The following is a 24,571-nucleotide window of genomic DNA, read 5'->3' as shown; positions in this document are numbered from 1 at the left end:
GATTAGTTAACATTGATTCTTTCGAGTGCCTTCCAGATACGTTTTGCAGTTTCTTCCAGCAAGGATATTTCTTCCGATGAAAAGACATGTGCTTGTTGATAATGAACAAAGAACACAGAAATTAAACGCTGGTCTTTCACCTGAGGAATACCTATGGTTGCACCTACCTGTGATACTTCATATGCCTTTTTCTCTGACTCTGTCAAATAAGGATCATTGGCAACATCATTTCGTATTACAATACGTCCTTCATGAAAAGCTCTTAGTAACTCTGTCCCGTAATCATTGTATTGGTGGATTCCCTCAATACCTGATACCCCCTGAATATAATTACAAGTAATGACAGAGGTAGCGTTATCACCACGGTCTTCGGCATAACCTACCCGATTGGCTCCCAGATATTCTCCTACCAGCCGTGCTGCCTGATAGTATATTTCCTTCGGATCATCTAACGTTCGTAGCAGATCAGTGACCCGAAGTAAGAAGGCTTGTTTCTCCTGGCTTTGGTGCAATAGTTGTTCTGTTTGTTTGCGTTGAGTAATATTCCGAAACAACACAGCTACTTTATTACTTTCATTCATTGCAAAGGCATTTACTTCATACCAACCACCGATAAGTGCCTGCGCCTGCTCTTCAAACTGAACGGGGTTTCGGGTTTTGGCAACTTCTCCATAAATCTGAAACCAATGTGATTCATGATTAGGCTCAATCTCTTTCATGGTTTTGCCTACCGCATCTTTGATCCCTGTATGTTTCTCGAAGGCAGGATTCACTTCCAGAAAACGATAGTCGACAGGCTCACCAGCTTCGTTCCAGATCATTTCAATGATACAGAAACCATCACTGATAGAATTAAAAAGGGAATAGTATTTATCCTGCATTTGTTGAGTCTGAGCTTCAAGGATTTGGCTTAGCTTCAGCTCCGATTTCTTGCGTTCTGTAATGTCTTCCGAACTAGTTACAAGTCCATCACCCAGTTTTACAGTTACCAGCCTGAACCAACATTCAAAACCCTGATAGGTATAGTATACTTCAAAATCATCAGATATATCTTGTTCTATTACCTTAATATATCTGTCAAAGATACCTGCTTCTTTAATCCCAGGATATTCCTCTGCATACCGTTTACCTGTTAATTCTCGATTTCCTGCATATTCTTTCGCTTTTTTATTCGCATAACTCCATTCAAAGTCAATAATCTCTCCCAGTTCATCTCGGATTGTTTTAAAAACAGAAATACCTGACAGAGAAACATTAAATATAGACTCTAGTAATTCCTGACTTTCAGTAATCTGGCTTTCAGACTGCTTCTCTTCAGTGATATTCTGTATCAAGTTAATATATTGCAAGGGCGCTCCCGATTCACTTCTTTTAAATACCTTAGCCCTGATTCTGCGCCATTCAAGAGTGCCATCTTTGTGCTGGACTCTGTAATCCACCCTCCGGACCACATCCGTAAGGGTAGCCGGCATCTCATCCAGTAGTTGCCAGAGTAAACGCCGATCTTCCGGATGGACAATCTTCGTAATCCAGCGCCAGTCAGTCATCTCGTTCAGCTCCTGATCGGAATAGCCAAAACGGGTAAATTGTTTCCGGTTTATGTATACAATTTGTTCTTGTTCCAGATCATAAATACTAATGGTACCTGGTATAGCTTCTGTTATCTGCCGGATAAAATTAGCCTGTTTATCTATTTCGGCCTGGGCATTTTTTTGTTCAGTTACATCCTGCGCCATTCCCAAAATTTTAATCGGATTGCCTTTGTCGTCACAGATTACCTTACCCCGGCTAAAAATATAATGCATTTCTCCGGTAGGCCAGTAAACTCGTCGCAGATATTGATAAGGCTGTTTGGTTTCTATTGCCTTTGTAATAATCTGAAGGACCTCAATCGCATCTTCTGGATTCGAAATAGAATCAATAAAGTCCAATGTCGGGGTAAATCCATGTGGTTCATAGCCAAGCAATCGAAACATTCCATCTGAAAAGTGAAAAGATTGTAAAGGGAGTTCACCTTCATAACTTCCCAGCCCTGCAGCCTGTTCGGCTTGTTTCATCAGAGAGTCACTGGCTTTTTGCTTTTCTTCTATTTGTTTCTGTTCAGTAATATCCTGTACTACACCATACATACGATCAATAACTCCTTTTGAATCTATCAGAAACTCCATTCGTCGGCTCACAATTCGCACTTGCCCATCTGTTCGAATGATACGATTCGTGATTTCGAAGGAGGTCTTCTGAAGGAGGGCGTCTTGTACGGTTTGATAAAATATTTCCTGATCGTCAGGATGTATGAAAGCAACTACTTTATCCAGTGTAATGATTTCACTTTGTGGCTCCAGACCATGAATACGATAAAGTTCATCACTCCAATATAATTTTTCTTCACCCAAATGCCGCTCAAAATAACCCATCTTCCCGATTTTCTGAGCAGACTTAAGGCGACGTTGTTCTTCTTTGAGTTGAAGCTGTATATGTTTCGTTTCTTCAATTTCTGTAGCAAGGACAATTACTCCCGATTGACTAGGTATGGTAGACAATCGTATCCATGTATTCGTAATGGCTGATATATACTCAGAGGTAGAGATTTCCTGTTGCTTTATAGCTTTGGTAATAGCTATGAAGCAATGGGCTTGAATTGTTTCCGGGAATTCTTCCCAGATACTTTTACCTAACATTGTATTCTTCGAGCGGGCAAAAAGGATCTCAGCATGTTGATTTATATAGGTAAAACAACTGTTTTGGTCAAGTTCAAAACAGGCAACAGGTATCTTATTGAGAATTCGTTCCGCTTGCCACAAACGGGGTAAATCTGAGTCGTTATCAGATGAAAGTGTGTCTGCTCGCATAGACAAGAGAAGGAAAGAGGGTTCTTCACAAATTTCAACACTGGAAATAACAAATTGAGACAATCGGCATTGTATGGAATGTATAGATAATGTATTATCCGTACCAAGAAAGAACTGTCAGCTATACACAATGTAAGCATATATTTTCGCAAAATTGTGCCAAATCAGAAAAACTTATTTCACTAGTATTCTCATATGTGATAAATACTTGTTTTGACAAATGCGTATTTACCCTCTTTTATAGAATTATACTAATCTCCAACTTTGCAGTGTGTTGATTATTAGGATATAATTCTATTTACTACAATAGAGACTATATAAAAATAGAATGCGACGTTGAATACAAAATGCTTTATACATACAGAATGGTTTAGTGCAATCATCAGTTGAAATGTTATCAACTGGTTAGTTTAAATAGATTGTGATAAATGGAAAAAATTTCAGGGGTAAACGATTCGTACCCTAAGGATGACTTAGCTGTAACTACCACTTATAACCTGTTTATCCCTGAAACATCTTACTTAGCTGTCAGAAGTATCTTGAAATAGAAGATATCAGCATATAATATAGGTAATTACTGATTATGCAGCCGAAGTTGAGAAAAGCCTTCCTGATTCAGAAAGGTTTTTTTCTGTTCGGTACTGAGAATCGTACAAAGTTGGATGCAATATATCCAGCATACATAGTTTCCCGAATTAATGAATTGCTTATACACAAATCAGTCAATAAATTTATCAGATCGCTAATCGCGGGAAAGCGTAAATAAACAGGCCCACAGATACAGTTTATCTGCCAATTGATAAAGCTTCAGAAATTTAATCGTACTATTACAGGAAAACCAATACAAAAATCCCGACAAACTTGATTTCTCCTACTGGAAGGATAATGAAAGGGACAATAAACCAACATAGGAAGAGAAATTTATCTAAAAATAAGTATCGCCTATGCTCTTAGTTTATACTCTTTTGAAAGCACCTACGTCAGTTTTGTAAAATTATCTCCCATTCAAAGCTTGGGAATATCTCGGCTTAGATATCACTACTCGAAGATACCTACCAAATAGTCTGTTAAGGGACTGGTATAACTGAAAGAGCAACTAGCCACTCTCTGCTATTAGTGTGACGAGTAAAGCCGCCAACCTCTTTACAACTTCTTTTACCCTAGGCAGAGGAAGTTGTGGCTGGATACACAATGGTGGAATGACTTTCATCATTTGCTGCATACATTGGCTATAGGTGAAAAAGTTTACTATTGATTGACTCTGCTAATACTCCCATATCAGAATGTACAGAGACGAAGACAGACCCCACTTCATGACGCGGACCTTTGTAGTTAGAATAAGCAGGCGAACAGGAATAGTTTTTTACATAATCTATGTCTGATCAGGAGTAAATGTTTTTGGTTAAGTGAGTTATCCTGAAAGAATCTTCCCGACACAAATGTACAGGTGTGACAAATAACGAAGTGCTGGTTGATTGGTTAAACGATTTTATAATCAAGGAGTGACTGACTTGTAATAGAATCCTTTAGGAAATCATAAAATCAGATAAAATACATGAGTAATAGAACAAAGGGAAAAATATCCTGGAATGCCAGCATGCTAGATTGACCTGCTGGGACGAAATAACAGCTATATAGTAAGGCACCATGAAAAAAGAAGACATTCATTTAGGAGATTGGCAACGAATTTTGTTAGGGGATGCTCCTGCTATTTTTCTATTAGAGGTATTTCTGCGAACAATCTTTATTTTTTTGTTTTTGCTGGTAATAACCCGTCTTCTTGGAAAAAGAATGAATGCACAGTTGAGTCTCACCGAAATGTCTGTGATGATTACACTCGGTGCTATTGTTTCAGCTCCAATGCAAGATCCGATACGTGGTCTCCTACCAGGTGTTGTGATTCTTATCTGTGTGCTTGTTGTACTAAGGGGGCTTAACCTGCTTTCGTATAAATACCGAAAGATAGAGTTACTTGTACAAGGAGATGTACGCCTATTAGTGAAAGATGGCATCTTACAACTTGACCAGATCCGTCAGGAAGGTTTTGAGCGCGAGCAGATCTTTGCTCATCTCCGTTCAGAAAATATTATACATTTAGGTCAGATAGCACGAGTATATCTGGAAGCATGTGGTACGTTGAGTATCTATAAAAGTGTATCTCCTAAACCTGGGTTATCCGTTTTGCCCTCCAACGATCGAATCTTAGTAAACCGACAGGCAAAGACACATTCACATCTGGCTTGCGCCAGTTGTGGTTATGTGGTAACGTCAGCTGTACACAGTGTCAAGGCATTGTGCCCTAATTGCCAGTCGGTTGTCTGGACAGAAGCCTTTATTAAAGACACAACAATTCAGAATAAAAATCCTCATTCTGGCCCAACAGATCCAGAACTGACAAAAGATGATCAGAAGAATATTTCTTCCTATACACATTAATAGACTAGAAGCAAAGGGACTGTGGTAAATACCTGTTTTGACAAATGCGTATTTACCCTCTTTTTTCACTGAAACTTTTCTGCGAACTTCGTTTCGCCCTATTGAGAAAGGAATTATAAAGGTGAGATTTGAAATATGTGTGCTTACTAGCAAAATCAAGCAAGAAATAGGAGGTATTATTGTTAGAAGTTGACATATAGGATACTAGAAGATAAATCTTAGGGGTAAACAGTGATTTTTTGTAAGATAAAGATTAATATATATAAACCACTTACCCTGGTTTATCCCTAAGGTTTATTTTAAAAAGCATTTTTACGTTAGTTATAAGATTTCTTTTACTTATCCTCGTTATCTTATTTTATAGGCTACAAAGTTATCTCTGTGTCAGAGAGCTTCTTGTAGCCTATACTTTTACACAATAACTAATCAGTCCAGTAAATGATGGGAGGAGGCAAAATGAATCAGCATAGCGGTATTGTTGCAGCCGGTTTTAGCAAGCAGGCTTTGACGATGATTCTCAATGGTTCTTTTGCTGGTGAAGAGCAGATCTGCGATTTTGGCATTTGTATAACCTTTAGCTACCAATTGAAGAATCTCCATTTCCCTCTTGGATAATCCTATTCCTTCCGGCTGCCCGGTATGTGATGCTTCTGCTCTGGGACCTAGTTTTTCTGATTTGGTAATAGCTTCTATAGATGTAACAGGCGAGGATACTGAATCTGCATAAGTAATTGGTATTTCACTATGAGAAAGTTTGCCCAACAATGACAATGTAATCTGTGCTGTTACATAACGACTTCCTTTATGAACAATTTCGATAGCATGGATTAGTTCTTCGCGTCCTGCTGATTTAAGAAGATAACCTTGTGCACCGGCTTGAAACACTTTCGCAATCAGATGCTCATTTTCTACCATAGAAAGAATTAGCACTTTAGTTTCGGGGTAGTTTCTGGCTATATAGGTAGTTGTTTCCAGACCATCCATTTCTGGCATATTCATATCCAGCAGCACTACATCTATTTTTTCTCTCTCTAGTTGTTCCAAAACTTCCTTTCCATTAGAAGCTTCCGCCACCACTTGAATTGAAGCATCTGAGAATGTGAGCACCGCTTTTAGGCCATCACGGATGATTTTATGGTCGTCGGCTAATAGTAGGTTAATCATAACTTCTTTTGATTGAGTAAGTGTGGCAAATAAACTACAATCCTGTTGCCAATCAGAGATAATTTTGAGCTTTTCTACTCATTTTTAACCTTTCTAAGAAGGAGTTGATAGCACAAACTAATATATAAAAAATTATGCCTGTCACTTTTATAAATTTGTGAAATTTCCTCCAAGAGGCAAAAGAAAAAAATAATTGATTTTGGCTTCTTTTTCAGTCTGTTAGTTGTTAGTATCATTTATCAAAAAGAGTGATAATAGCGTAAAGTTAATTTTCTTCTGCAAAGCAGATATACTCAACCTACCCAAAGTTCGGCACAAACTTTGTGCGAAAGGATTAATAAGCTAAACCATACATTTTCTGCTAAATCTGCTAACAGGAGGGTACTCAATCTTCCTGACAGGTAGTGCATTACTTTTTAAGTGAGTCCTCTCTATCTCCCTTGTAACTGCTTTATTAATTTTTATTTGTATGAAAAGAAAATATTACATTTTACTCTTCATGATAGAATTTACGGTCTTATCCAGATGTATGCCAGAGCTGTCTGCTCAGACTGATCAGAAATTTGTGGTAGAGCTAGGTCAGATTCCTATCCGGGTAATCCCGTTTACAGAGCAATATACGTTTAGAGATTTTAGACAAGGTACTATCAGCTTTCACAATGGACAGATAGTGGGAGCTTTACTGAATTACAACCGATTATTTGGAGAAATTCAATTTATACATTTAAAGGGAGATACGTTGTCGTTTGCTCAGGAAAAGCTTATACAACAGATTAAGATAGATGATGAACTATTTTACTTTGATCAGGAGAACGGGTATGTACATGTCGTTACATTGTATCCATCTACCCAACTTGCCGAAAAACAACTCATTGAACTAGAAGAATCAAAAGGTAGTAATGGAAGATTTTCTGGATATTTTGGTCCCACTATCTATGGTAATCGTGGCCATAGACTTGAAACTTCAGAGGGTGGAATTATCGAATCAAATAAGTTATTCAGGCGGAAAACTAACCAAACTTTAACTTTTCATAAAAAAATATATTATTATTTCATTGATCACAATAATCGTATTCATAAAGCCAGTGCCTATGCTGTACGAAAGATATTTTCCCGATATCGAAAGGAGCTTAACCAATATCTGATTGATAACCCTATCAACTTCAAAGACCCTCACGATTTACACAAGTTGCTCACATTTTGTACCCATTTGTCAGACCCAAAATAATGGCAACACATGAAAGAACTTTGTGATAAGTAAGCCGTACATAATCCATAAACATATACATAAATAAAGGTTCCTTCATTTATGTGGAAACCATCCGGATTAATAAAAGCAAAGAAACATTCTCATACAAAACCTTGTCTAACTATTTGATAAAGAATAGGTAATTCTGTTGAAAGCTTATTTTTGCGTTAAATACATGTTTTGCAAAATAGGTATTTACGCTCTTTCTATATCAATAGATATTGTACAAATTTGCTTCTGTTAGTATATATTTATTCCCTTTAACGCTTATGATATCTATTCCAACACAGCAGATTCTACTAATAGAAGACAATGCTGACTACCGATGGGAGTTGGCTTGTTGTCTGGAGACATCTTTGAGCAATTGTCAGATTGTTACCCTTTCTGAAAATGAAGAGGCATTAGCCTGGCTTAGTTATGCACCTCTACAACCTGATCTGATTTTGTGGAGTGTAGATATGATGCTGAAAGATAATTTTCAACAGATTATAGCTATCCAGAATAATGACGTGTGTAAATATGTACCCATTGTAGCCCTAGCAGATTATTGCAATGAAGAATGGATACTACGTTGCTATAGAATGGGAGTGAAAGCCTATGTAGTAAAACCTTACTCAAAAGGAGAATGTCTGGCACTCGAGCGAATTATTGAGTCGTTTCAGCCTATCACTACCTAACCAACTTATGTGTGAGAGTTACTTTCTGATTAAATCAAAAACGGATTATAATTAATCCTGGAAGGTGGCCATTTAGTAATTAGTGTATCAGACTTGCGTTAAATACTTATTTTACAAAATGCGTATTTAATACCTTTTATTCTCTGCAAAGCTTACTAATATTTGTAGTTCCCTACCACTCAATTTTGGTAAACAGGAGATTAGATGGAAACGTATTCTATTTGTTAATCACTACTAAAACTTTAAAGCTATGGATAGATATTCGCATATTATTCGTGAAAAGATTTATCAGTTACAATGTGTCCTATCCTGGCAGGAAGAGCAAATCCGGACGATGGTTGCATCACAAAATAAAAACCGTATAGAATTACAACGAATGCTTGAACTTGAGCGGTTACAAATGCAGGGAGAATCTATTGACTGGATGTCTTCTTTGGATGCACCTGTTATGAAGTCGGAATAACTCTATTACTGATTCAGAAGAGCAATAGTGTACTTTGTGTGTAACCTCAATATAAATAGTATCTTAAAGTAAGTTCCTTGTAATCATCTTGCTTATTGTCTATAGATTATGATTAAAAAGAAGTAAGCCTTTGGCTGCTTCTTTTTTTGTTCATAGGTAGTGCTTTCATATTATCCTTTCTTATAGTATAGCTGATTTATATATTGTTTTGCATGTCTGCTGTCCAGAAGTCTGGTCATACAGGTTGGTGACTGCAACTATGGTCAGCCAATAGGTTGACTTGGTATTCGAATCGTTGTCACATATGAACTGAGTTCCAGCCACTCTGAAAAGTGACCATTCTTCTGGTCATTCTCAAAAATGAACAGAGTTCGAATATTTCTGAAAAGCGACCAGAACTCCAGTCAAAATAAAAAGTGAACAGAGTTCTGGTCATTTTCAAAAGTGATTCGATTTCTGTTCACTTTCCTTGTTGAACAGTTGCTCGATCACTTATCCTTCGACATTATTTTGAACAGAGTTCGGATATTTCTTCAGAATCACTGGAGTTACGGTCATTATACTCATTGACTGTAACTCCAGTGATCTTTTAGAGGTTGTTTACAATTATTTTTAAAGGGTATAAAGGCAAATAATAGTAAAGTTCTTGAAGAACTAAAAAGCCTTTGCTATACCATTTTACATTTTTCGACTTATAGTATAGGGAATTGCATAGTCTGGGTTGATATTCAGCTTGTTAATGTATAAATACTTATTTTTCAAATTGCGTATTTACGCTCTTTCAGAAATGCATTCTAATTGTCATCTTTGAAAGGTAGTTCACTCATACTATGAACAAAAAAAGTGTATATATACAAAATAAGATTGTTCATTTAAAGACATTGATTGCTGCAAAGTCTGCCAGCATTCGTAAACTTAATAAGGAACAAAACGAAGTACGCATAGAACTTCAGCGCACGCTTGAGGACAAAACTGAAGATCAGATAAAAGATCAAAATGAGGTTCAGGGAGAGAGAACCGCATATTTCCAAGAGTAACTTTGCCTATAACTACCACTTGCAACCTGTTTCTCCCCGAATCTCATATATAAACAGGCAAGTAAAGTGAATAGAGTTCTGAACACTTCTAGAGTGATTCGAACTCTATTCATTTGCTTACTGAGTATTCTACCAGTCCTCTATCATCCATTTGATCATAACTCGAATAGTCGTCAGGGACCAGACTCCCTACAATCCTTAAGGGCATTTTAATTGTATGAGCCCTGAACACACATATACCCTTCCTCATGTGAAGTAAACTTCTCTTTGTGTGTTTCTTTATGTCCATCTTTTTCTCAAAAATCTGGAAAGACAAGAAAAAATATAAAAAGACACTTAGCTGCACTCAGGTTCTGACCTCTTTTCATAATATCAGACAAACAAATTTAATTTTTTGGTAACAGACAAAATTACCTTCAAAAATATCGTTGCTCTATCTTTGAGATCAGTTCCGTATAAAATAGATAGTATAACAAATGAAATGATTTAAAAACAATCCTGCAGAATGCCTTACTATTCTGTCATTTTTAGGGATACCAAGACAATCAATTGTACAAACTATACTTTGTACAATTGATTTTATCTTAAGTTTTCAACTACAGACTATTTACTCTTCCGTCACCAGACTGCTTTTCGAAAGCGCCAATTTTCAGTGGCAACATTCAGTTAACCATACCAAAACTTTTTTCTATCTGTATTTCAAACCCTATGACACCTGTAGATACTGACCAGCTATTAGTGGATATGTTTAAGGAGGGAAATGAAAAGGCACTGGAACTGATATTCGTCAAATATTATGCAACGTTGTGCAATTATACTGCCTTTATAGTCAAAAACGATAGCATAGCAGAGGAGATTGTTTCAGATGTATTTGTGAATCTATGGCACAAACGCAAAGAACTTCTTATTTCAATCAGTCTGAAGGCTTATCTGTACGCTTCTGCCCGAAATGCAGCTTTGAATGCTATTCGAAAGAAGAAGATCAAATTTACTGCTTTAAGTAAAAGCCTACAGGCAAGCCACTCTACTCAGGTTACACCCTATGAACAAATCAAAGAACAGGAACTTGCAGAAGGTCTGCACCAAATCATTGAACGGCTACCCAAACAACGCCGACGCATCTTTCTACTGAACTGGAAAGAAGGTTTACATATATCCCAGATTGCAATAGAATTAAATGTATCAGAAAGTACTGTGAAAAACCAGTTACAAAGTGCTTATCGTTTTGTGAAAGCACAACTTCCTTATCTGTTTAGCCTAAGCACATTGGGATTGGGGTATCTGGGTCAGCTAAGTTATCTGTATGAGAGGTTTTTATATGATTTGTTAACAATAACTTAACCTGTCAGAATAGTCTTTTCTTCCGCAAATCGTGTCTCTGATCATACCAAACAGCACCAGGTTTTTATCAAAGACAGTTTTATGAAGGAAGAATTAATGATCAGGGTTTTACTGGGGAAGGCTTCTGAAGAGGAGGCACGGCAAGTGGCAGAATGGCTGGCAACTGATCCGGCTTATCAGGCTATTTTTGATCAGCTTAGCAGAAGTCTGCAACAAGCTTCTGCCCAAAAATACGATACTGCAACCGGACTGGAAAAACTGAAGAACAGGCTGCAACAGGAAAAATCTGCAGAATCGGATAGTAGCTTTATCTACTACAGGCCAACCTATAAGCAAATTTTCCGACTGGCAGCTTCTGTGCTGGTTTTGTTGGGAGTAGGCTGGCTGGGATTTGTCTGGTACTGGGCCTATGCTTCCCATAAACCTTCTGTGGCTATGATGGAAATTAAAACCATGCGTGGCCAACGAAAACAGGTTACTCTTCCGGATGGATCTCAACTCTGGCTTAGTGCAGCAAGCAAAATACGTTTTCCCCGATCTTTTCAGGGAAACAAGCGGGAAGTATTTATGGATGGAGAAATCTTCTTTAAGGTAAGCCATAACAAGGAAAAACCTTTTATCATTCATACAGATACACTTCAGGTACAGGTTCTAGGGACTTCCTTTGTTGTGCGTTCGTATCTGAACCATCCCAAAACTACGGTTACGGTCGCCACTGGAAAGGTGGCGGTGAGTCTGGCAGGTGCCTCTCACAAAATGGCAACATTAACAGCCAGTCAGTCCCTGGTATTTCATAAAAATACACAACAGGCTAGTGTCACATCAGAGCTAAATGTAGTGGAAAGCAGATGGAAAGAAGGTAGCTTAGTCTTTGATAAGCTGACCTTTGCAGAGATCGCCACTGAACTGGAGCGGTATTACGATGTAAAAATTGTATTTGCAACTCCCAAACTGGCTCAGTGTGTATTTAAGGCAACTTTCAAGCCTATGCACCTTGAGCAGATTTTACAGGTGCTACAGCAGACAAAATCTTTTCACTATGAATATAATAGGCAAAATAAAAAAGTAATCCTATCAGGCAAAGGATGCTAACTGATCAACAACTAAAAACCAATCACCTATGAGAAACTGTAATAGGACAGATACAAAACTCTAGTGGGCATTCCAGGTGGTCATGCCTCAGAAATACCGGGAATGTTGACGCATTCCCGGGCGAAGCTGAAATGTGACTATTACCCTTCCCTTACCGTTTGGCAACGTTACTGAAATGGACAAAAAAGCACATACAACAGGTGCTTAAAGGAAGCTTTTTGCTTTCCAAAAGCCACTAAAAATAGAAAAAGTGAAGCACAATTAAAAATCAAAAGCTCTTATGTCAACTTTATTTATCTGTCATAGAGCTCACTTACAAGCTAAATACCTTTTACAATCTATTTATACTTTATGAGATCTATTTACTTTAGTACACTTAGCTTCTTTCTTTTTCTGACCAGTTACTTTTTCACCACTCCCTGGGTATACGCTCAGACAGGCTCAACTCTTTTATCCAGCAAAATATCCATTCGTCTGTCGGCTGTTTCACTAGCTGAGGCACTTGATCAGGTCCAGCGAGTCAGTGGCATAGATATCACCTATAATGTACAACAGCTGGATAGTAAACGAAAAGTGAGTATTCAGGTTAGTAATCAATCCCTACAACAGGTACTGAATACTCTTCTCTCCGGAACAGATCTAACCTTTAAGCAAGTTAGAACTAACATTGTCATTGTATCCAAACCTGTCCCTGTTAAGATCTCCTATGGAAGTATCGAAGGAGTAGTACAGGATTATCAGACGAAAGAAAGTTTGCCAGGTTGTTCGGTTGTGATACAGAACTCAACCAAAGGAGCTTCTACGGATGCTGCGGGTAGGTTTCGGTTGGACGGAGTGGCAGAAGGGGTCTATTCTTTGATTTTCTCCTATGTAGGATACAAACAGGTAATAGCCGAGCAGATACAGGTAAAAGCCAATGCTGTAACCCGTGTCAATCAGAATCTGGTTGCAGATAATGTATTGGGTGAAGTAGTAGTAAAAGCAACCGTACAACTGGAAAATTCCACCGAGATTTCTGTTATCAATGAGATAAAAGGAGCTAACAATATAGTAACAGGTATATCCAATGAACAGATTGCCCGTAACCTGGATCGGGATGGCGCAGAAGTGGTACGTCGTGCCACAGGAGTTACGTTGGTACAAGACCGTTTTGTTGTGTTACGTGGTCTGGACCCCCGCTACACACTGACTATGCTCAACGACATCCCCACACCCAGTGCTGAAAGCGATCGTCGTGCCTTTTCGTTTGACATGCTCAACAGTTCTATCCTGGATCGGGTAATGGTGTATAAGACAGCTTCACCGGAGTATCCGTCTGACTTTGCAGGAGGGGTTGTAAAAGTATACACTAAAAATTCTGCTAATGCCCGTCAACTTCAGATTCAGCTTTCTACTCAGTATCGCCAGGGCTCAAGCTTTACAGACTATTATACGTATAAAGGAGGTAAAACAGACTGGTTAGGCTTTGATGATGGCACCCGCAATATGCCCAATTATGTACCATCTAGTAAAGAGTTTCCTGTGGTGGGAATTTCAGATAAGAGCAATGCAGAAAATGCCCGTTTCGCACGATCCTTTTCCAACAACTGGAACCTGATGAATGCTCGTAGTAATCTGGATAAAAGAGCTGTTATCAACTACTATACATCCTGGAACATGCCAAGAATGGGATATGTAAACAGCCTAAGTTCGGTTACCTATACATCTACAACTAACCTAAATGAAATAAAACGGTTTTTTGGATACCCTAAATATAATGCTGAAGGGGTTTCTACTACAATTTATCAAGACAAACCTATCGACTTATATAATTCCCAGAATAACGAACAAAGTCATATTCAGAGTGTACGTCTGACTGCAATGCAGAATTTCAAATGGGTATTTAATGACAGGCATTCTATTGACTTTAAGAATTTCTTCAATCAGTTAAATCGTGATCGTGTCATTACACAGGATTACAGAACCTCAACCAGTACACTGGATAATTATGTAAACTATCTGGATAAGACCTTGTACTACAATTTCCGTAGCCGGAGTCTTTATACAGGCACTCTTTCCGGCGAGCATACGCTCAGTAAACCATGGCTTACGTCCGTTAACTGGCGATTCGGATATGGGCATACCAGCGATAAGCAACCTGACTTGCGTTCTATCTCTTTCCGCAGAAGAGACGTATTGGTTGGCTTTGAAGGAGAAAGCGATCCAATAGGAGCCTATCAGTTTAATATACCAAGTGCCACTATTAAGGTCACTGATTTAAATACACATCAGTATGATGATCTGGCAGAGGATACCTATACTGGAGCTATCGACCTGGAAAAAAAGTTTGCATCAGAAGCTTCCATTAAAGCCGGTATCTTTATGGAATACCGTACACGCCGCTATACAACACGCCGCTTTGCTTATAATGGTAATGTAGGAGTAGATACATTGCTAACAGCTACCATCAAAGATTTGCCTTTTATGGCAAATCAACTTTTTGACCGTCGTTTTTTTCGGAACGATGGTACAGGATTGCAGATTCATGATAATACAGGTTTTACGTTGGCTGAAGGCATTGACGGAAATGATGGATACGAGGCCAATAATAATCAGCGTGCCGGCTATGTGGCATTTAATCTGCCTTTATTCAATAAGCATTTGACAGTGTATGGTGGGGTCCGGGCTGAATGGAATCATTTCAGCTTTCCAGGAACCTTCAGCGTCTTAGAAGATAATTCAATTGTTCAAATAAGTGTTGATCAGAAAAAACTTTATTGGTTACCCAGTCTGAATGTATCATATGTCTTTACTCCTAAGATGCAGGTACGGGCAGCCTATGGAATGACGCTTAACCGTCCTGAATTTAGAGAGGTAGTACCTATTCAGGCGCGTGACCTCGACCGGAATATGGATTTTGTTGGAAACTACAAACTCACTAATGCTGAAATAGATAATTATGACCTTCGCTGGGAGTTTTATCCGGAAGCTGATGAACTCATTTCTATAGGTGCTTACTATAAGACTTTTCGAAATGCAATTGAGTTATATTCTATTGCGGCTGTGAACTTTGAAAGAGACTTCTTCAATTTTGCCAATACAAAACAGGCGAAAGGATATGGACTTGAATTAGAAGTACGAAAACGCCTCTCCTTTATTCCGCTGCCATTGTTTGAATATATGGCAGTTAATGCGAATCTGACCTTATTAAAAACTGAGATAGACATTTCAGACCAGATTGAACAAGGAGGACAGTATAATGATTTGCGTCGTTCGATTCGTCCTTTGCAAGGTTCATCACCCTACTCAATCAATGTAAATTTATATTATGACAATACTCCATCTGGAACGCAGGTATCAGCTTTATATAATGTGATTGGGCAACGATTAACTACAGTTGGTAATTCCTTTACTTCTGAATTGTACGAATTACCTCGTCATGTAATTGATCTGACAGTGACCCAACGAATCAATCGCTATCTGAGAATACGTGCAGGTGTACAGGATATCCTGAATCAGGCCTTTCGTATTTATCGTGACAGAGATCGTTCCAGAACATATAATCCAAATCACTTAAGTCTGTATGATCCGGAGGCTAAGACCTATATCCGGGATTATATGGAAGAAAAATACCGGCCCGGAAGTTACTTCTCTCTGGGACTCATATTAGCCTTCTAAAGTGCCTTTGCCTTTGCCCTTCCAATCTATTCATAAAGTACAGTGCTATTTAAACCTTAACCGATTACAACATTTATGAAAAACAGACTTCAATTGCTCGCGTTTTCAGCTGTAACCAGTGTAGTACTGGCGGCTACTTTCTCTTCCTGTAAAAAAGAAGAAATTGTTCAGGATGGATCTATCCATGCTGCTGCTGTTGTAACAGTTGGTACTTGTAGTGCCAATACACTGATTTCATCCAACACTACCTGGTCTTCCGCAAATACCTATGTATTACGTGGTAAAGTACGTGTCCAACCAGGTGCTACACTGACTATTCAGGCAGGTACTCGCATTCAGGGTGAGTGTGATGGTACATTGATTGTAGAGCGTGACGCAGATATTGTTGCTATAGGTACTTCTACTGCTCCTATTGTATTTACTTCTAACAAAGCTACTGCGAAAGCTCCTGGTGACTGGGGTGGAATTATCATTTTAGGACGTGCGCAAAACAATCAAGGTGCTAACGTAGCCATTGAAGGTATCACAGTAGGTACTGCCGGCAACAATGCTCCAGGCTATCATGGCCCAGGTGGTGCATTGAATAATGCGGATAACTCTGGACGCCTTAGCTATGTACGTATTGAGTATGCTGGACAGGCTCTTTCTGCAAACAATGAAATCAACGCTCTTACATTGGGTTCTGTAGGTACAGGTACTACACTTGATCATATCCAGGTTCTGTATGGTAACGATGACTCATTTGAGTGGTTTGGCGGTACAGTAAATGCTTCTTATCTGTATTCGTATGGTACTGTAGATGATGATTTTGATACTGACTTCGGTTATTCTGGCCGTGTTCAGTTCGCTGCGGCTGTGCGTGTACCTTCTCAGTTTGACGTAGTTTCTGCTTCTAACAACTCTAACGGTTTTGAATCAGATAACGATGCTGCTGGTAGCTCATTAACACCATTAACTTCTGCTATTTTTGCTAACGTAACTGTAGTAGGACCTACTGGAGCAGATGGTGTATACTTTGGATCAGGTGCTTTATTACGTCGTAATACTGCTCAGAAAATCTATAACTCTGTTGTCTTCGGATACGGAAAAACAGGTACTGCTGCTGTAAATGCATCAGGTGCTAATGCTTCCGCACAAGTAATTTCTTCTACTTTACAGAACTATGCTCCAGGTGCAACTACTATCCCAACAGGATGGTCTGGCCTGGTAAGCAGTTATACATCAGCTGTAGTTGCTTCTGAGCCTGCAACGGGTACAACTAGCTTTACTGTTAATAGCTTAGTACCTCCAACATTTGCAGTAGATGCAACTGACTTGACTACTACTACAGCTCTTCCAAGTGGTTTCTTCGTTTCAGCTCCTTACCGTGGTGCTTTCAGCGCTACTACAGCTAACAATGCTGGGTGGAACTTAGCTGGAACCTGGTTAAGATTCCCTACTGTAGGAAACTAAAAATCAAAGCAGAGGAGGTATGCCAGAATAACATTCACTCCTCTGTTTTATAAAACAATATAGATGGAAGGGACTTTTGAGTGGGGCATAGTTCGCAGCTATGCTCCATTTTAAAAAAGCATCTATATCATAGATCAGATCTTAAAAAGCGAAGTTATTTATTTTCTTACCACTTGCCAACTAAGTATGAAAAAATCATACCCGTCCTTTTTGCAAATACACTATTTGATTATACTCTTTTTAGTAAGTGTGACTCTTTTTTCGACTTCCTGCAAAAAAGAGAAAGAAGTCACATTGCCTGTCATTACGGCAATTAGTCCAGACAGTGCCTACATTGGAGATACGGTTGTGGTCTCCGGAAAGTTCTTTGAGTCTTATGCAGAAGATAACTTTGCTCTTTTTAATGGAAAGGCTGCCAGGTTAATAGATGGAAATGAAAGCCAAATGCGGATCATAGTTCCCTATGGTGCTGAATCGGGTCCTGTTGTGATTGATGCCAATCACAGAATCAGTGCCGAATTTCCATTTAAAGTTAGAAGCCGTGGCACTGTCATTACCTCTATTTCTCCCACTAATTCAGAAGAAGCACCGCTTGGAAGTGGAGTAGTGGAAATCAAGGGGAAAAACTTCAGAACAAATGACTTTTTAGAAGGAAAAGCGTATGTGAATTTTACCAATAGTGAGAGAAATACTGTTTTCTATGCGACAGATACTTTGTTAATGGTTAGTGTACCTCAGGCTGCCCGAACCGGATCCGTATCATTAGTTCAGGAAGGCCTTACCTTTACAGGGCCTGTTTTTACCGTCAAAGAACCTTCTCTCATTTCGGTTTCTCCCGCAGAGGCAACCGAAGGTATGACCATTACTTTACAGGGTGATGCATTGTTTTCTGTCAACGGTTTCAGCATAAACGGAAAGGCTATCAATAGCTATTCAATTTTGAGCAATACTGAAGCTCAGCTAACATTACCTGCTGGTTTGGGTACAGGCGACTTCCCGATTAGTATGGTTTTTGGAGATACACCCATAACAAGTGAGACAAAAATCACACTTAAACCTTTGACCAATATTATATTAACCATTTACTATACAGACGGAAATTCAACGTATCGCAGAAGTATAGATGGTGGTGGGATTGAATACAATGCTTTGTTACCTATCAGTACGTCGAATCGATGTATGACGGTAGACCGTTCAGCAGGCAAAATTTATTATGGTGGTTTTAATGCTCTGGCATCTGCCAATCTGGATGGAACAGACTTTAAAGTACTCTTTCAGACAGATCCTACAGGACCTGGCATTGTTACAGATTTAGAAGCCATAAATGGCAAGCTTTACTGGACTGACTCCAACAATAATCAGATTAAGTCTGCTAATGTAGATGGTAGTGGAACCATACAAATCTTATATGGAGATTCACCTTCTGATCAAATAACTGGAGTTTTTGGTATCGCCGTAGTAGGAACCGACATTTTCTGGACTGATCAGAACAGTCAAAAGATTGGCAAAGGAAGCATTGATGGATCAGGTACTCCTTCTTTTATGACTGTTTCAGGGACAGCCCCTCTTTTTCCTTTAGATATAGATGCTATAGCTATTAGTGGCACAATACGTATCTATATAGTGGATCAGGTTTCTAATATAAACTGGGGTGAGCCAGATCGTATTCTCTGGAGTAATGTAAACGGAACATCTGTTTCATTGAGTTCATTAAATGCTTTATCTCCAGGGGCCGGTGGAATTTCAAGTACCCAATTCCTTACACTCGAGCCTACAAAGCAAAAAGTACAATGGGCAGACAATTCTGGCTATAGTCTTATGGAGAGTAATCTGGATGGCGGTGGTATTATCACAAAATCTACACTCTCGACTAGCTATGTAAATTTCTTCATAGTGGAATGAGATGAGGATACCTGGGCTAGGATCACATGTTCGAATGTGATTTTTAGACTGATGGTAGAGTGTTTCACAGGTTGGTCATGGCAGGAAAAATAATGATATCTCAAAAGCCTGCTAATGCTTTATTGTACTTAATGGTGCTAATCATTAAAGTTTATTCTGATGAAATAGTGCTTTTAGGATACCAGGCAAAATATAATTTCAATCAGGAAATAATTCATCAACAGACATATTTCTGGTTTTACTACTTATTAATCAATCACTTCAATCACACTTACTATGTCGTATTCTTACTTTTCTTACGTGCTGCATAAACCTGCATGTTGGTTTGCCTTAGTACTTTGTTTGCTATCAGTTTGGAGTGTCCAGGCTCAGGGAGGCATATCTGCCAGTCAGTATCAGGCGTTAGTGTCTCTTTATAATTCTACTGGAGGACCAAACTGGTATGTAAAGGATAACTGGTTAAGCGCTGAACCAGTTAACACATGGTATGGAGTTAGTGTAGATAGTACCGGCAAGGTAGTTGTATTGAATCTGTCTTACAATAACCTGACTGGCAACTTACCTGCGTCTCTCAGTAATCTGCCTTTAATAGACTTACAGATAAGTGGCAACCAACTGGTGCGGATCACAACATTGCCCGCCAGTCTGGTTTCACTGAATGCAGATAACAATATGATTTCTGCTTTACCATCTCTGCCTTCCAAACTGGAAATTTTGCGTATTAACTCTAATCAGATTAAAAGCCTTCCTGCGCTTCCTGTAGCATTGACAGTGTTAGATGCTAGCTCAAACTTGTTGTCTTCATTGCCATCCTTACCTGCTAGACTAACTAATTTATCAGTTTCTACTAACCGGATCAGTTCTCTACCAACTTTGCCTGTTGCATTGACTAGTTTAAATATCAGTTCTAATCGTATCAGTACTTTACCAGCTTTACCTGCAAATCTAGGTAGCTTGATTGTCAGTTCTAATCGTATCAGTTCGTTGCCAACTTTACCTTCAACCCTTAGCTATTTAAACGTAAGTGGAAATCGTCTGTCGGTACTGCCAACTTTGCCTGCTGGATTAAGTATCAGCATTGTGAATGAGAATCGTCTGACTTTCGAAGATCTGGAACCTATTATAAACCGTTTTTTTGATCCTGGTTTCTATGCTCCTCAGGCTGATATTGGCAATGAAGGCATTGTAGTTACTGCTGCCGGATGTTCTATCCAACTTTCTGCGAATTATGCTGGTAATAGTGCAAATAATCAGTACATATGGTTTAAAGACAGTGTGGCTATTGATACACTGACTACACCTTATCTAATACTTAATTCTATTAATACTGACGATGCCGGTACCTATACCTGCCAGGTGAGTAATATCCTTGTGCCAGGCTTGGTATTAAACCGTAAACCTATTTATGTGTATGTATATGGAGGCTCTTCATCAACTTCTGCACGAGTAAGTTCACCGGAAAATCAGATGGAAGAAAGCAGTCTGACCATAGGACCTAATCCTTTTGTAGATGCACTTTATGTATTTGGCGCTCATACCTCAGAACAGAAAGCCCGTATTACGATAACCGATGTGCAAGGCCGATTGGTATATGAATCTTCAGCTCATTCCCTAACCCAACCTATACAATTAGATAAAGGTCTACCCAGTGCACTCTATGTGATACGAGTGAGTATAGGGACTAAGACACAAACATTCTCTATTGTAAAGCAATAATGCATACTATAATTATAAACTGTTTTCAGATCAGCACATAACAATGTGCTGGTCTACTTTTCCAGCTTAATCAATCAGGCACTCAGTAATATTGATCGTTCCTGCTAATGGGTATATAGGTTACAGATTTGTTATTTATGAATTATTTCTTTTATGAAAACACAGGTTGCTCAACCCGAAATAGCTCATACTCATACTACCGATCTGGTTACCTGGATTCATCTGGGATATGTGCTTGTATTTACTTTTTTTGCCTACTCACCAGCTTTAAGTGCTGCTTTTCTTAACTGGGATGATGTTCCCTATGTAGTGGAGAATCCAGTGATACGACAATGGTCTTTGTTGAATATAAAACGAATCTTTACAGAATATACTTTTGGTAATTATCATCCGCTTACTATTCTCTCACTTTCTGTAGACTATGCGTTGGGTAAACTTAACCCACAGGTATATCATTGTACAAATATTCTGCTTCATCTGGGTAATACAGCTCTGGTCTTTCTTCTGGTTCGAAAACTGAATCCCTTTTCTCTGACTGCTCTTATCTGTGCGATACTTTTTGGCCTACATCCCATCCATGTCGAATCCGTTGCCTGGGTAGCTGAACGCAAAGATGTTCTGTATACGTTTTTCTATTTCTGGGCATTATTTTGTTATGTTCGGTATACGAGAGAACAAAAAACTTCTCTGTATGTATATACTCTGGTCTTATTTCTATTATCTATTCTGTCTAAGGCGATGGCAGTTTCATTACCTTTGATTTTGCTGGCCATTGATTACTTGCTGAAGCGAAAGATTTTTAGTCGTACCGTTCTGCTTGAGAAAGTGCCATTTTTTCTGATGGCTTTGTTTTTTGGGTTGGTTGCGATCTGGGCACAAAAAGCTTCTCAATCAATTGTTGAGAATGATCCCTGGAACTTTGCGGAGCGTATTGTTTTGGCCAGTTATGCCTTTGTGCAATACCTGATGAAACTACTATGTCCACTTCAATTGTCTGCTATCTACCCTTATCCCGAAAAATCAGGGCAGTGGATACCTCTTATCTATGTGACATATGTGCTAGCTGTCCTCTTAGTAGGAGGACTGGTATTGTATTCTGTAAAGTTTACTAGGACTTATCTGTTTGGCTTTCTATTTTTTACGGCCTCCGTTTGCATGGTTTTACAGCTTTTACCTGTGGGACGTTTTATTATGGCAGACCGGTATACATATATTCCTTCTCTGGGTGTATTCTGGATTATGGCTGTCTGCTTCCAGAAAATAGTATCTGGATTTTCGTCCCATCGGAAGTTTATTATCGGTTTGGGTTTTGTGTATCTGGCTTTGCTCGCAGCAGGTACCTATCGTCAATCTACCTTATGGAAGGACGATTTGTCTTTGTGGAATGATGCTGTTCAACAATATCCTGATTTTTCAGAAGCATATAACCTCCGGGCGCATGCACGAATCAAACATAACGATACAGTAGGAGCGTATGCTGACTTTGATAAATGTATAGTTCTCGATGGAGCTAATAAAGCCGGGTATTATGGTAGCCGAGCAGGGGTTAAAGCAAGCGTAAAGGATTATGTCGGAGCACTAAAAGATTATTCACTAGCCATTTCGTTTGCCGACTCAACTAAAATGTATGCATCCTCTCTCTATATCAACCGAGGGGCTGTCTATGCTGAACTTAAAAATTTTTCTGCAGCATTTACTGATTTCGAAAGAGCAGCACATCTTCCTATAGTTGATCCTGACTTTTTCCTGAATCGCGGAATCCTTTTTCTGGAATCTGAAAAGTATACAGAAGCTATCGCCGATCTGAACCAGGCGATTTTTCGAGAACCCAATTCAAAAGAGGCTTACTATCATAGAGCTGAAGTATATTATCTTCAGGAAAAAGTGCATTTGGCCCTAATGGATTGTAACCAAGCCATCAAGATTGATGCTGCCTATGCAAAGGCATACAATTTAAGAGGATTACTAGAGGCTAAGATAGAGCAATTTCAAAAAGCTCTTAGTACCTTTAGCGATGCTATTGAGGCAGATCCACTATTGGCAGAGGCTTACTATAACCGGGCCTATCTCAATCAGAGTCTTGGTTTAACAGAGACTGTGTGTGAAGATATGAAACAAGCTTATAAACTCGGTTATCGTTCGGAAGCTGCCTATATGCAACAAATCTGCCCGAATTAAGGTATTGTATATAGTTACTTTTATCATTCTATGAAACCTGTTTCTTTTTTTATTCAGCGTAACTCTCTTTTTGTTGCTATCCTTTGTTTTGCATGGTATGTAATGAGTTGTAAGAAAAAAGAAGAATTGAATATTGATCCGAGTATTGTTCCTGTTGCCTGTTTTTCTGATCATTCTCCCAATAATGGAAGAGTAATTGAAGGCATATATATTATTAACTATCGTTCAGAGACTGTAAATCCTGCCCTTCGGACACCCGAAAAGCTTTCTGTGTTTGCTAAAACCATTCTTGGCAGAAATGCTATTCCGGATCAGACACTACGATCAATCTATAAGCATAGCTTTATCTGCAGGTTGAGTGCTTCGCAGGCAACACGTCTGCAAAATGATCCGGCTATTGAGTCTATCGAACCAGACCGGGTGGTTTCCATCGCTTCGGCTTGTCTTGGTGTGCTGGATAGTAACACGCTAACATGGGGAGTAAAACGGGTTGGTTATGGAGATGGAGCCAGCACTGGACGCACTGTTTGGATCATTGACAGTGGCATCGATACTCAACATCCTGACTTGAATATTGATATTGTCCGCAGTCGTTGTTTTATTGAGGGTCAGAGCTCTGTCGAGGATGAACATGGACATGGTACCCATGTGGCCGGTATTGTTGGAGCTAAAAACAATAGTATTGGAGTAGTTGGAGTTGCGGCTGGTGCAAATTTGGTTGCTTTAAAAGTACTAAACCAGCTTGGCGAAGGAAGGGGTTCATCAGTAGTAGCTGCACTGGAATATATTGACCAGCATGCCTCCAGGGGAGATGTAGTCAATATGAGTCTGGTAGTAGATACTATCTCACCAAGTATTGATAAGCAGGTGACGGCCATTGCTAATAAAGGTATACTGTTTGCAGTTGCTGCAGGTAACACCAGCCAATCTGCTGCATTGATTTCTCCATCCCACATCAACCATCCGAATGTATTCACTGTTGCTGCCATGGACGATACCGATACATGGGCAAGTTTTTCTAATTATGGGAGTGATATTATCGATGTGGCAGCACCAGGAGTTGGTATTCTGTCTACTTATCGAAATCAGCAATATGCCACTATGAGTGGTACTTCTTCCGCTGCTCCACATTTGGCCGGATTGCTGTTGCTCGATGGTAGAAAATTTGCCTTATCAGGCTATGTAAAAAATGATCCGGATACTCCACCAGCACCTATTCCTCACAAATTATAGACTTTTTTACCCTGGCTGTCTCCTTCTAATCTACAGCTATTCAATGGGTTTTCTTTTCAATGTTAAGAAATTGTTAAAATAATATTAATTAAATATTGCTTAATGAAAAAGATGTCCTAATTTTG

15 protein-coding genes are annotated in these 24,571 nt (G+C 39.0%); 13 read left to right on the top strand and 2 right to left on the bottom strand.

What is annotated here, in order from left to right:
• Positions 1 to 2: 2 nt before the first annotated feature.
• Complete coding sequence (locus tag QNI15_RS23190; protein ID WP_313995095.1) at positions 3 to 2,849, bottom strand: PAS domain-containing protein; 2,847 nt, start codon at positions 2,847 to 2,849, stop codon at positions 3 to 5.
• A gap of 1,647 nt (positions 2,850 to 4,496) precedes the next feature.
• Between QNI15_RS23190 and QNI15_RS23185 the strand changes: the two genes are divergently transcribed.
• Positions 4,497 to 5,285, top strand: coding sequence for a DUF421 domain-containing protein (locus tag QNI15_RS23185; protein WP_313995092.1), 789 nt, complete (start codon positions 4,497 to 4,499; stop codon positions 5,283 to 5,285).
• A 426-nt stretch (positions 5,286 to 5,711) separates the two neighbouring features.
• Here QNI15_RS23185 and QNI15_RS23180 read toward each other — a convergent pair whose 3' ends face one another.
• Positions 5,712 to 6,449, bottom strand: coding sequence for a response regulator transcription factor (locus tag QNI15_RS23180; RefSeq protein ID WP_314033795.1), 738 nt, complete (start codon positions 6,447 to 6,449; stop codon positions 5,712 to 5,714).
• Between the two features lie 529 nt (positions 6,450 to 6,978).
• Here QNI15_RS23180 and QNI15_RS23175 point away from each other — a divergent pair.
• The 12 genes from QNI15_RS23175 (at position 6,979) to QNI15_RS23120 (ending at position 24,446) form a co-directional block, all read left to right on the top strand.
• Positions 6,979 to 7,677: a hypothetical protein gene (locus QNI15_RS23175; RefSeq protein ID WP_314033794.1), complete on the top strand. Its 699-nt coding sequence runs from the start codon at positions 6,979 to 6,981 to the stop codon at positions 7,675 to 7,677.
• A 290-nt stretch (positions 7,678 to 7,967) separates the two neighbouring features.
• Positions 7,968 to 8,375: a response regulator gene (locus QNI15_RS23170; protein ID WP_314033791.1), complete on the top strand. Its 408-nt coding sequence runs from the start codon at positions 7,968 to 7,970 to the stop codon at positions 8,373 to 8,375.
• A gap of 250 nt (positions 8,376 to 8,625) precedes the next feature.
• Positions 8,626 to 8,838, top strand: a complete 213-nt coding sequence (locus QNI15_RS23165) for a hypothetical protein (protein WP_313981784.1) — start codon at positions 8,626 to 8,628, stop codon at positions 8,836 to 8,838.
• An 830-nt stretch (positions 8,839 to 9,668) separates the two neighbouring features.
• Positions 9,669 to 9,875 carry a hypothetical protein gene (locus QNI15_RS23160; protein WP_313995081.1) on the top strand — a complete coding sequence of 69 codons (207 nt, stop codon included), beginning with the start codon at positions 9,669 to 9,671 and terminating at the stop codon, positions 9,873 to 9,875.
• A gap of 708 nt (positions 9,876 to 10,583) precedes the next feature.
• A complete protein-coding gene (locus tag QNI15_RS23155) occupies positions 10,584 to 11,216 on the top strand; it encodes an RNA polymerase sigma-70 factor (protein ID WP_313995078.1) in 633 nt (210 codons plus the stop codon).
• Positions 11,217 to 11,297: 81 nt separating this feature from the next.
• Complete coding sequence (locus QNI15_RS23150) at positions 11,298 to 12,308, top strand: FecR domain-containing protein (protein ID WP_314033790.1); 1,011 nt, start codon at positions 11,298 to 11,300, stop codon at positions 12,306 to 12,308.
• Between the two features lie 351 nt (positions 12,309 to 12,659).
• Entirely contained in the window at positions 12,660 to 15,965 is a 3,306-nt protein-coding gene (locus tag QNI15_RS23145; RefSeq protein ID WP_314033788.1) for a TonB-dependent receptor, read from the top strand.
• Positions 15,966 to 16,040: 75 nt separating this feature from the next.
• Complete coding sequence (locus QNI15_RS23140; protein WP_313995071.1) at positions 16,041 to 17,417, top strand: cell shape-determining protein MreB; 1,377 nt, start codon at positions 16,041 to 16,043, stop codon at positions 17,415 to 17,417.
• Positions 17,418 to 17,603: 186 nt separating this feature from the next.
• Entirely contained in the window at positions 17,604 to 19,319 is a 1,716-nt protein-coding gene (locus QNI15_RS23135; RefSeq protein WP_314033786.1) for an IPT/TIG domain-containing protein, read from the top strand.
• A 276-nt stretch (positions 19,320 to 19,595) separates the two neighbouring features.
• Positions 19,596 to 21,035 (top strand): T9SS type A sorting domain-containing protein, encoded by a 1,440-nt coding sequence (locus tag QNI15_RS23130; protein WP_314033784.1) that lies wholly within the window; start codon positions 19,596 to 19,598, stop codon positions 21,033 to 21,035.
• 153 nt (positions 21,036 to 21,188) lie between these two features.
• A complete protein-coding gene (locus tag QNI15_RS23125) occupies positions 21,189 to 23,213 on the top strand; it encodes a tetratricopeptide repeat protein (RefSeq protein ID WP_314033782.1) in 2,025 nt (674 codons plus the stop codon).
• 30 nt (positions 23,214 to 23,243) lie between these two features.
• Positions 23,244 to 24,446 carry a S8 family peptidase gene (locus tag QNI15_RS23120; RefSeq protein WP_314033780.1) on the top strand — a complete coding sequence of 401 codons (1,203 nt, stop codon included), beginning with the start codon at positions 23,244 to 23,246 and terminating at the stop codon, positions 24,444 to 24,446.
• Positions 24,447 to 24,571: the final 125 nt, after the last annotated feature.

It is taken from the genome of Xanthocytophaga flava (assembly GCF_030068545.1).
Taxonomy (GTDB): domain Bacteria; phylum Bacteroidota; class Bacteroidia; order Cytophagales; family 172606-1; genus Xanthocytophaga; species Xanthocytophaga flava.
Note: the sequence above shows the minus strand (reverse complement) of the source record. Positions and strands in the feature narration are given on the sequence as shown.

Bases quoted from the DNA above. Each gene is read 5' to 3' on its own strand.
- QNI15_RS23190 (WP_313995095.1), bottom strand. From the start codon at position 2,849: ATGCGAGCAGACACACTTTCATCTGATAACGACTCAGATTTACCCCGT.
- QNI15_RS23185 (WP_313995092.1), top strand. From the start codon at position 4,497: ATGAAAAAAGAAGACATTCATTTAGGAGATTGGCAACGAATTTTGTTA.
- QNI15_RS23180 (WP_314033795.1), bottom strand. From the start codon at position 6,449: ATGATTAACCTACTATTAGCCGACGACCATAAAATCATCCGTGATGGC.
- QNI15_RS23175 (WP_314033794.1), top strand. From the start codon at position 6,979: ATGCCAGAGCTGTCTGCTCAGACTGATCAGAAATTTGTGGTAGAGCTA.
- QNI15_RS23170 (WP_314033791.1), top strand. From the start codon at position 7,968: ATGATATCTATTCCAACACAGCAGATTCTACTAATAGAAGACAATGCT.
- QNI15_RS23165 (WP_313981784.1), top strand. From the start codon at position 8,626: ATGGATAGATATTCGCATATTATTCGTGAAAAGATTTATCAGTTACAA.
- QNI15_RS23160 (WP_313995081.1), top strand. From the start codon at position 9,669: ATGAACAAAAAAAGTGTATATATACAAAATAAGATTGTTCATTTAAAG.
- QNI15_RS23155 (WP_313995078.1), top strand. From the start codon at position 10,584: ATGACACCTGTAGATACTGACCAGCTATTAGTGGATATGTTTAAGGAG.
- QNI15_RS23150 (WP_314033790.1), top strand. From the start codon at position 11,298: ATGAAGGAAGAATTAATGATCAGGGTTTTACTGGGGAAGGCTTCTGAA.
- QNI15_RS23145 (WP_314033788.1), top strand. From the start codon at position 12,660: ATGAGATCTATTTACTTTAGTACACTTAGCTTCTTTCTTTTTCTGACC.
- QNI15_RS23140 (WP_313995071.1), top strand. From the start codon at position 16,041: ATGAAAAACAGACTTCAATTGCTCGCGTTTTCAGCTGTAACCAGTGTA.
- QNI15_RS23135 (WP_314033786.1), top strand. From the start codon at position 17,604: ATGAAAAAATCATACCCGTCCTTTTTGCAAATACACTATTTGATTATA.
- QNI15_RS23130 (WP_314033784.1), top strand. From the start codon at position 19,596: ATGTCGTATTCTTACTTTTCTTACGTGCTGCATAAACCTGCATGTTGG.
- QNI15_RS23125 (WP_314033782.1), top strand. From the start codon at position 21,189: ATGAAAACACAGGTTGCTCAACCCGAAATAGCTCATACTCATACTACC.
- QNI15_RS23120 (WP_314033780.1), top strand. From the start codon at position 23,244: ATGAAACCTGTTTCTTTTTTTATTCAGCGTAACTCTCTTTTTGTTGCT.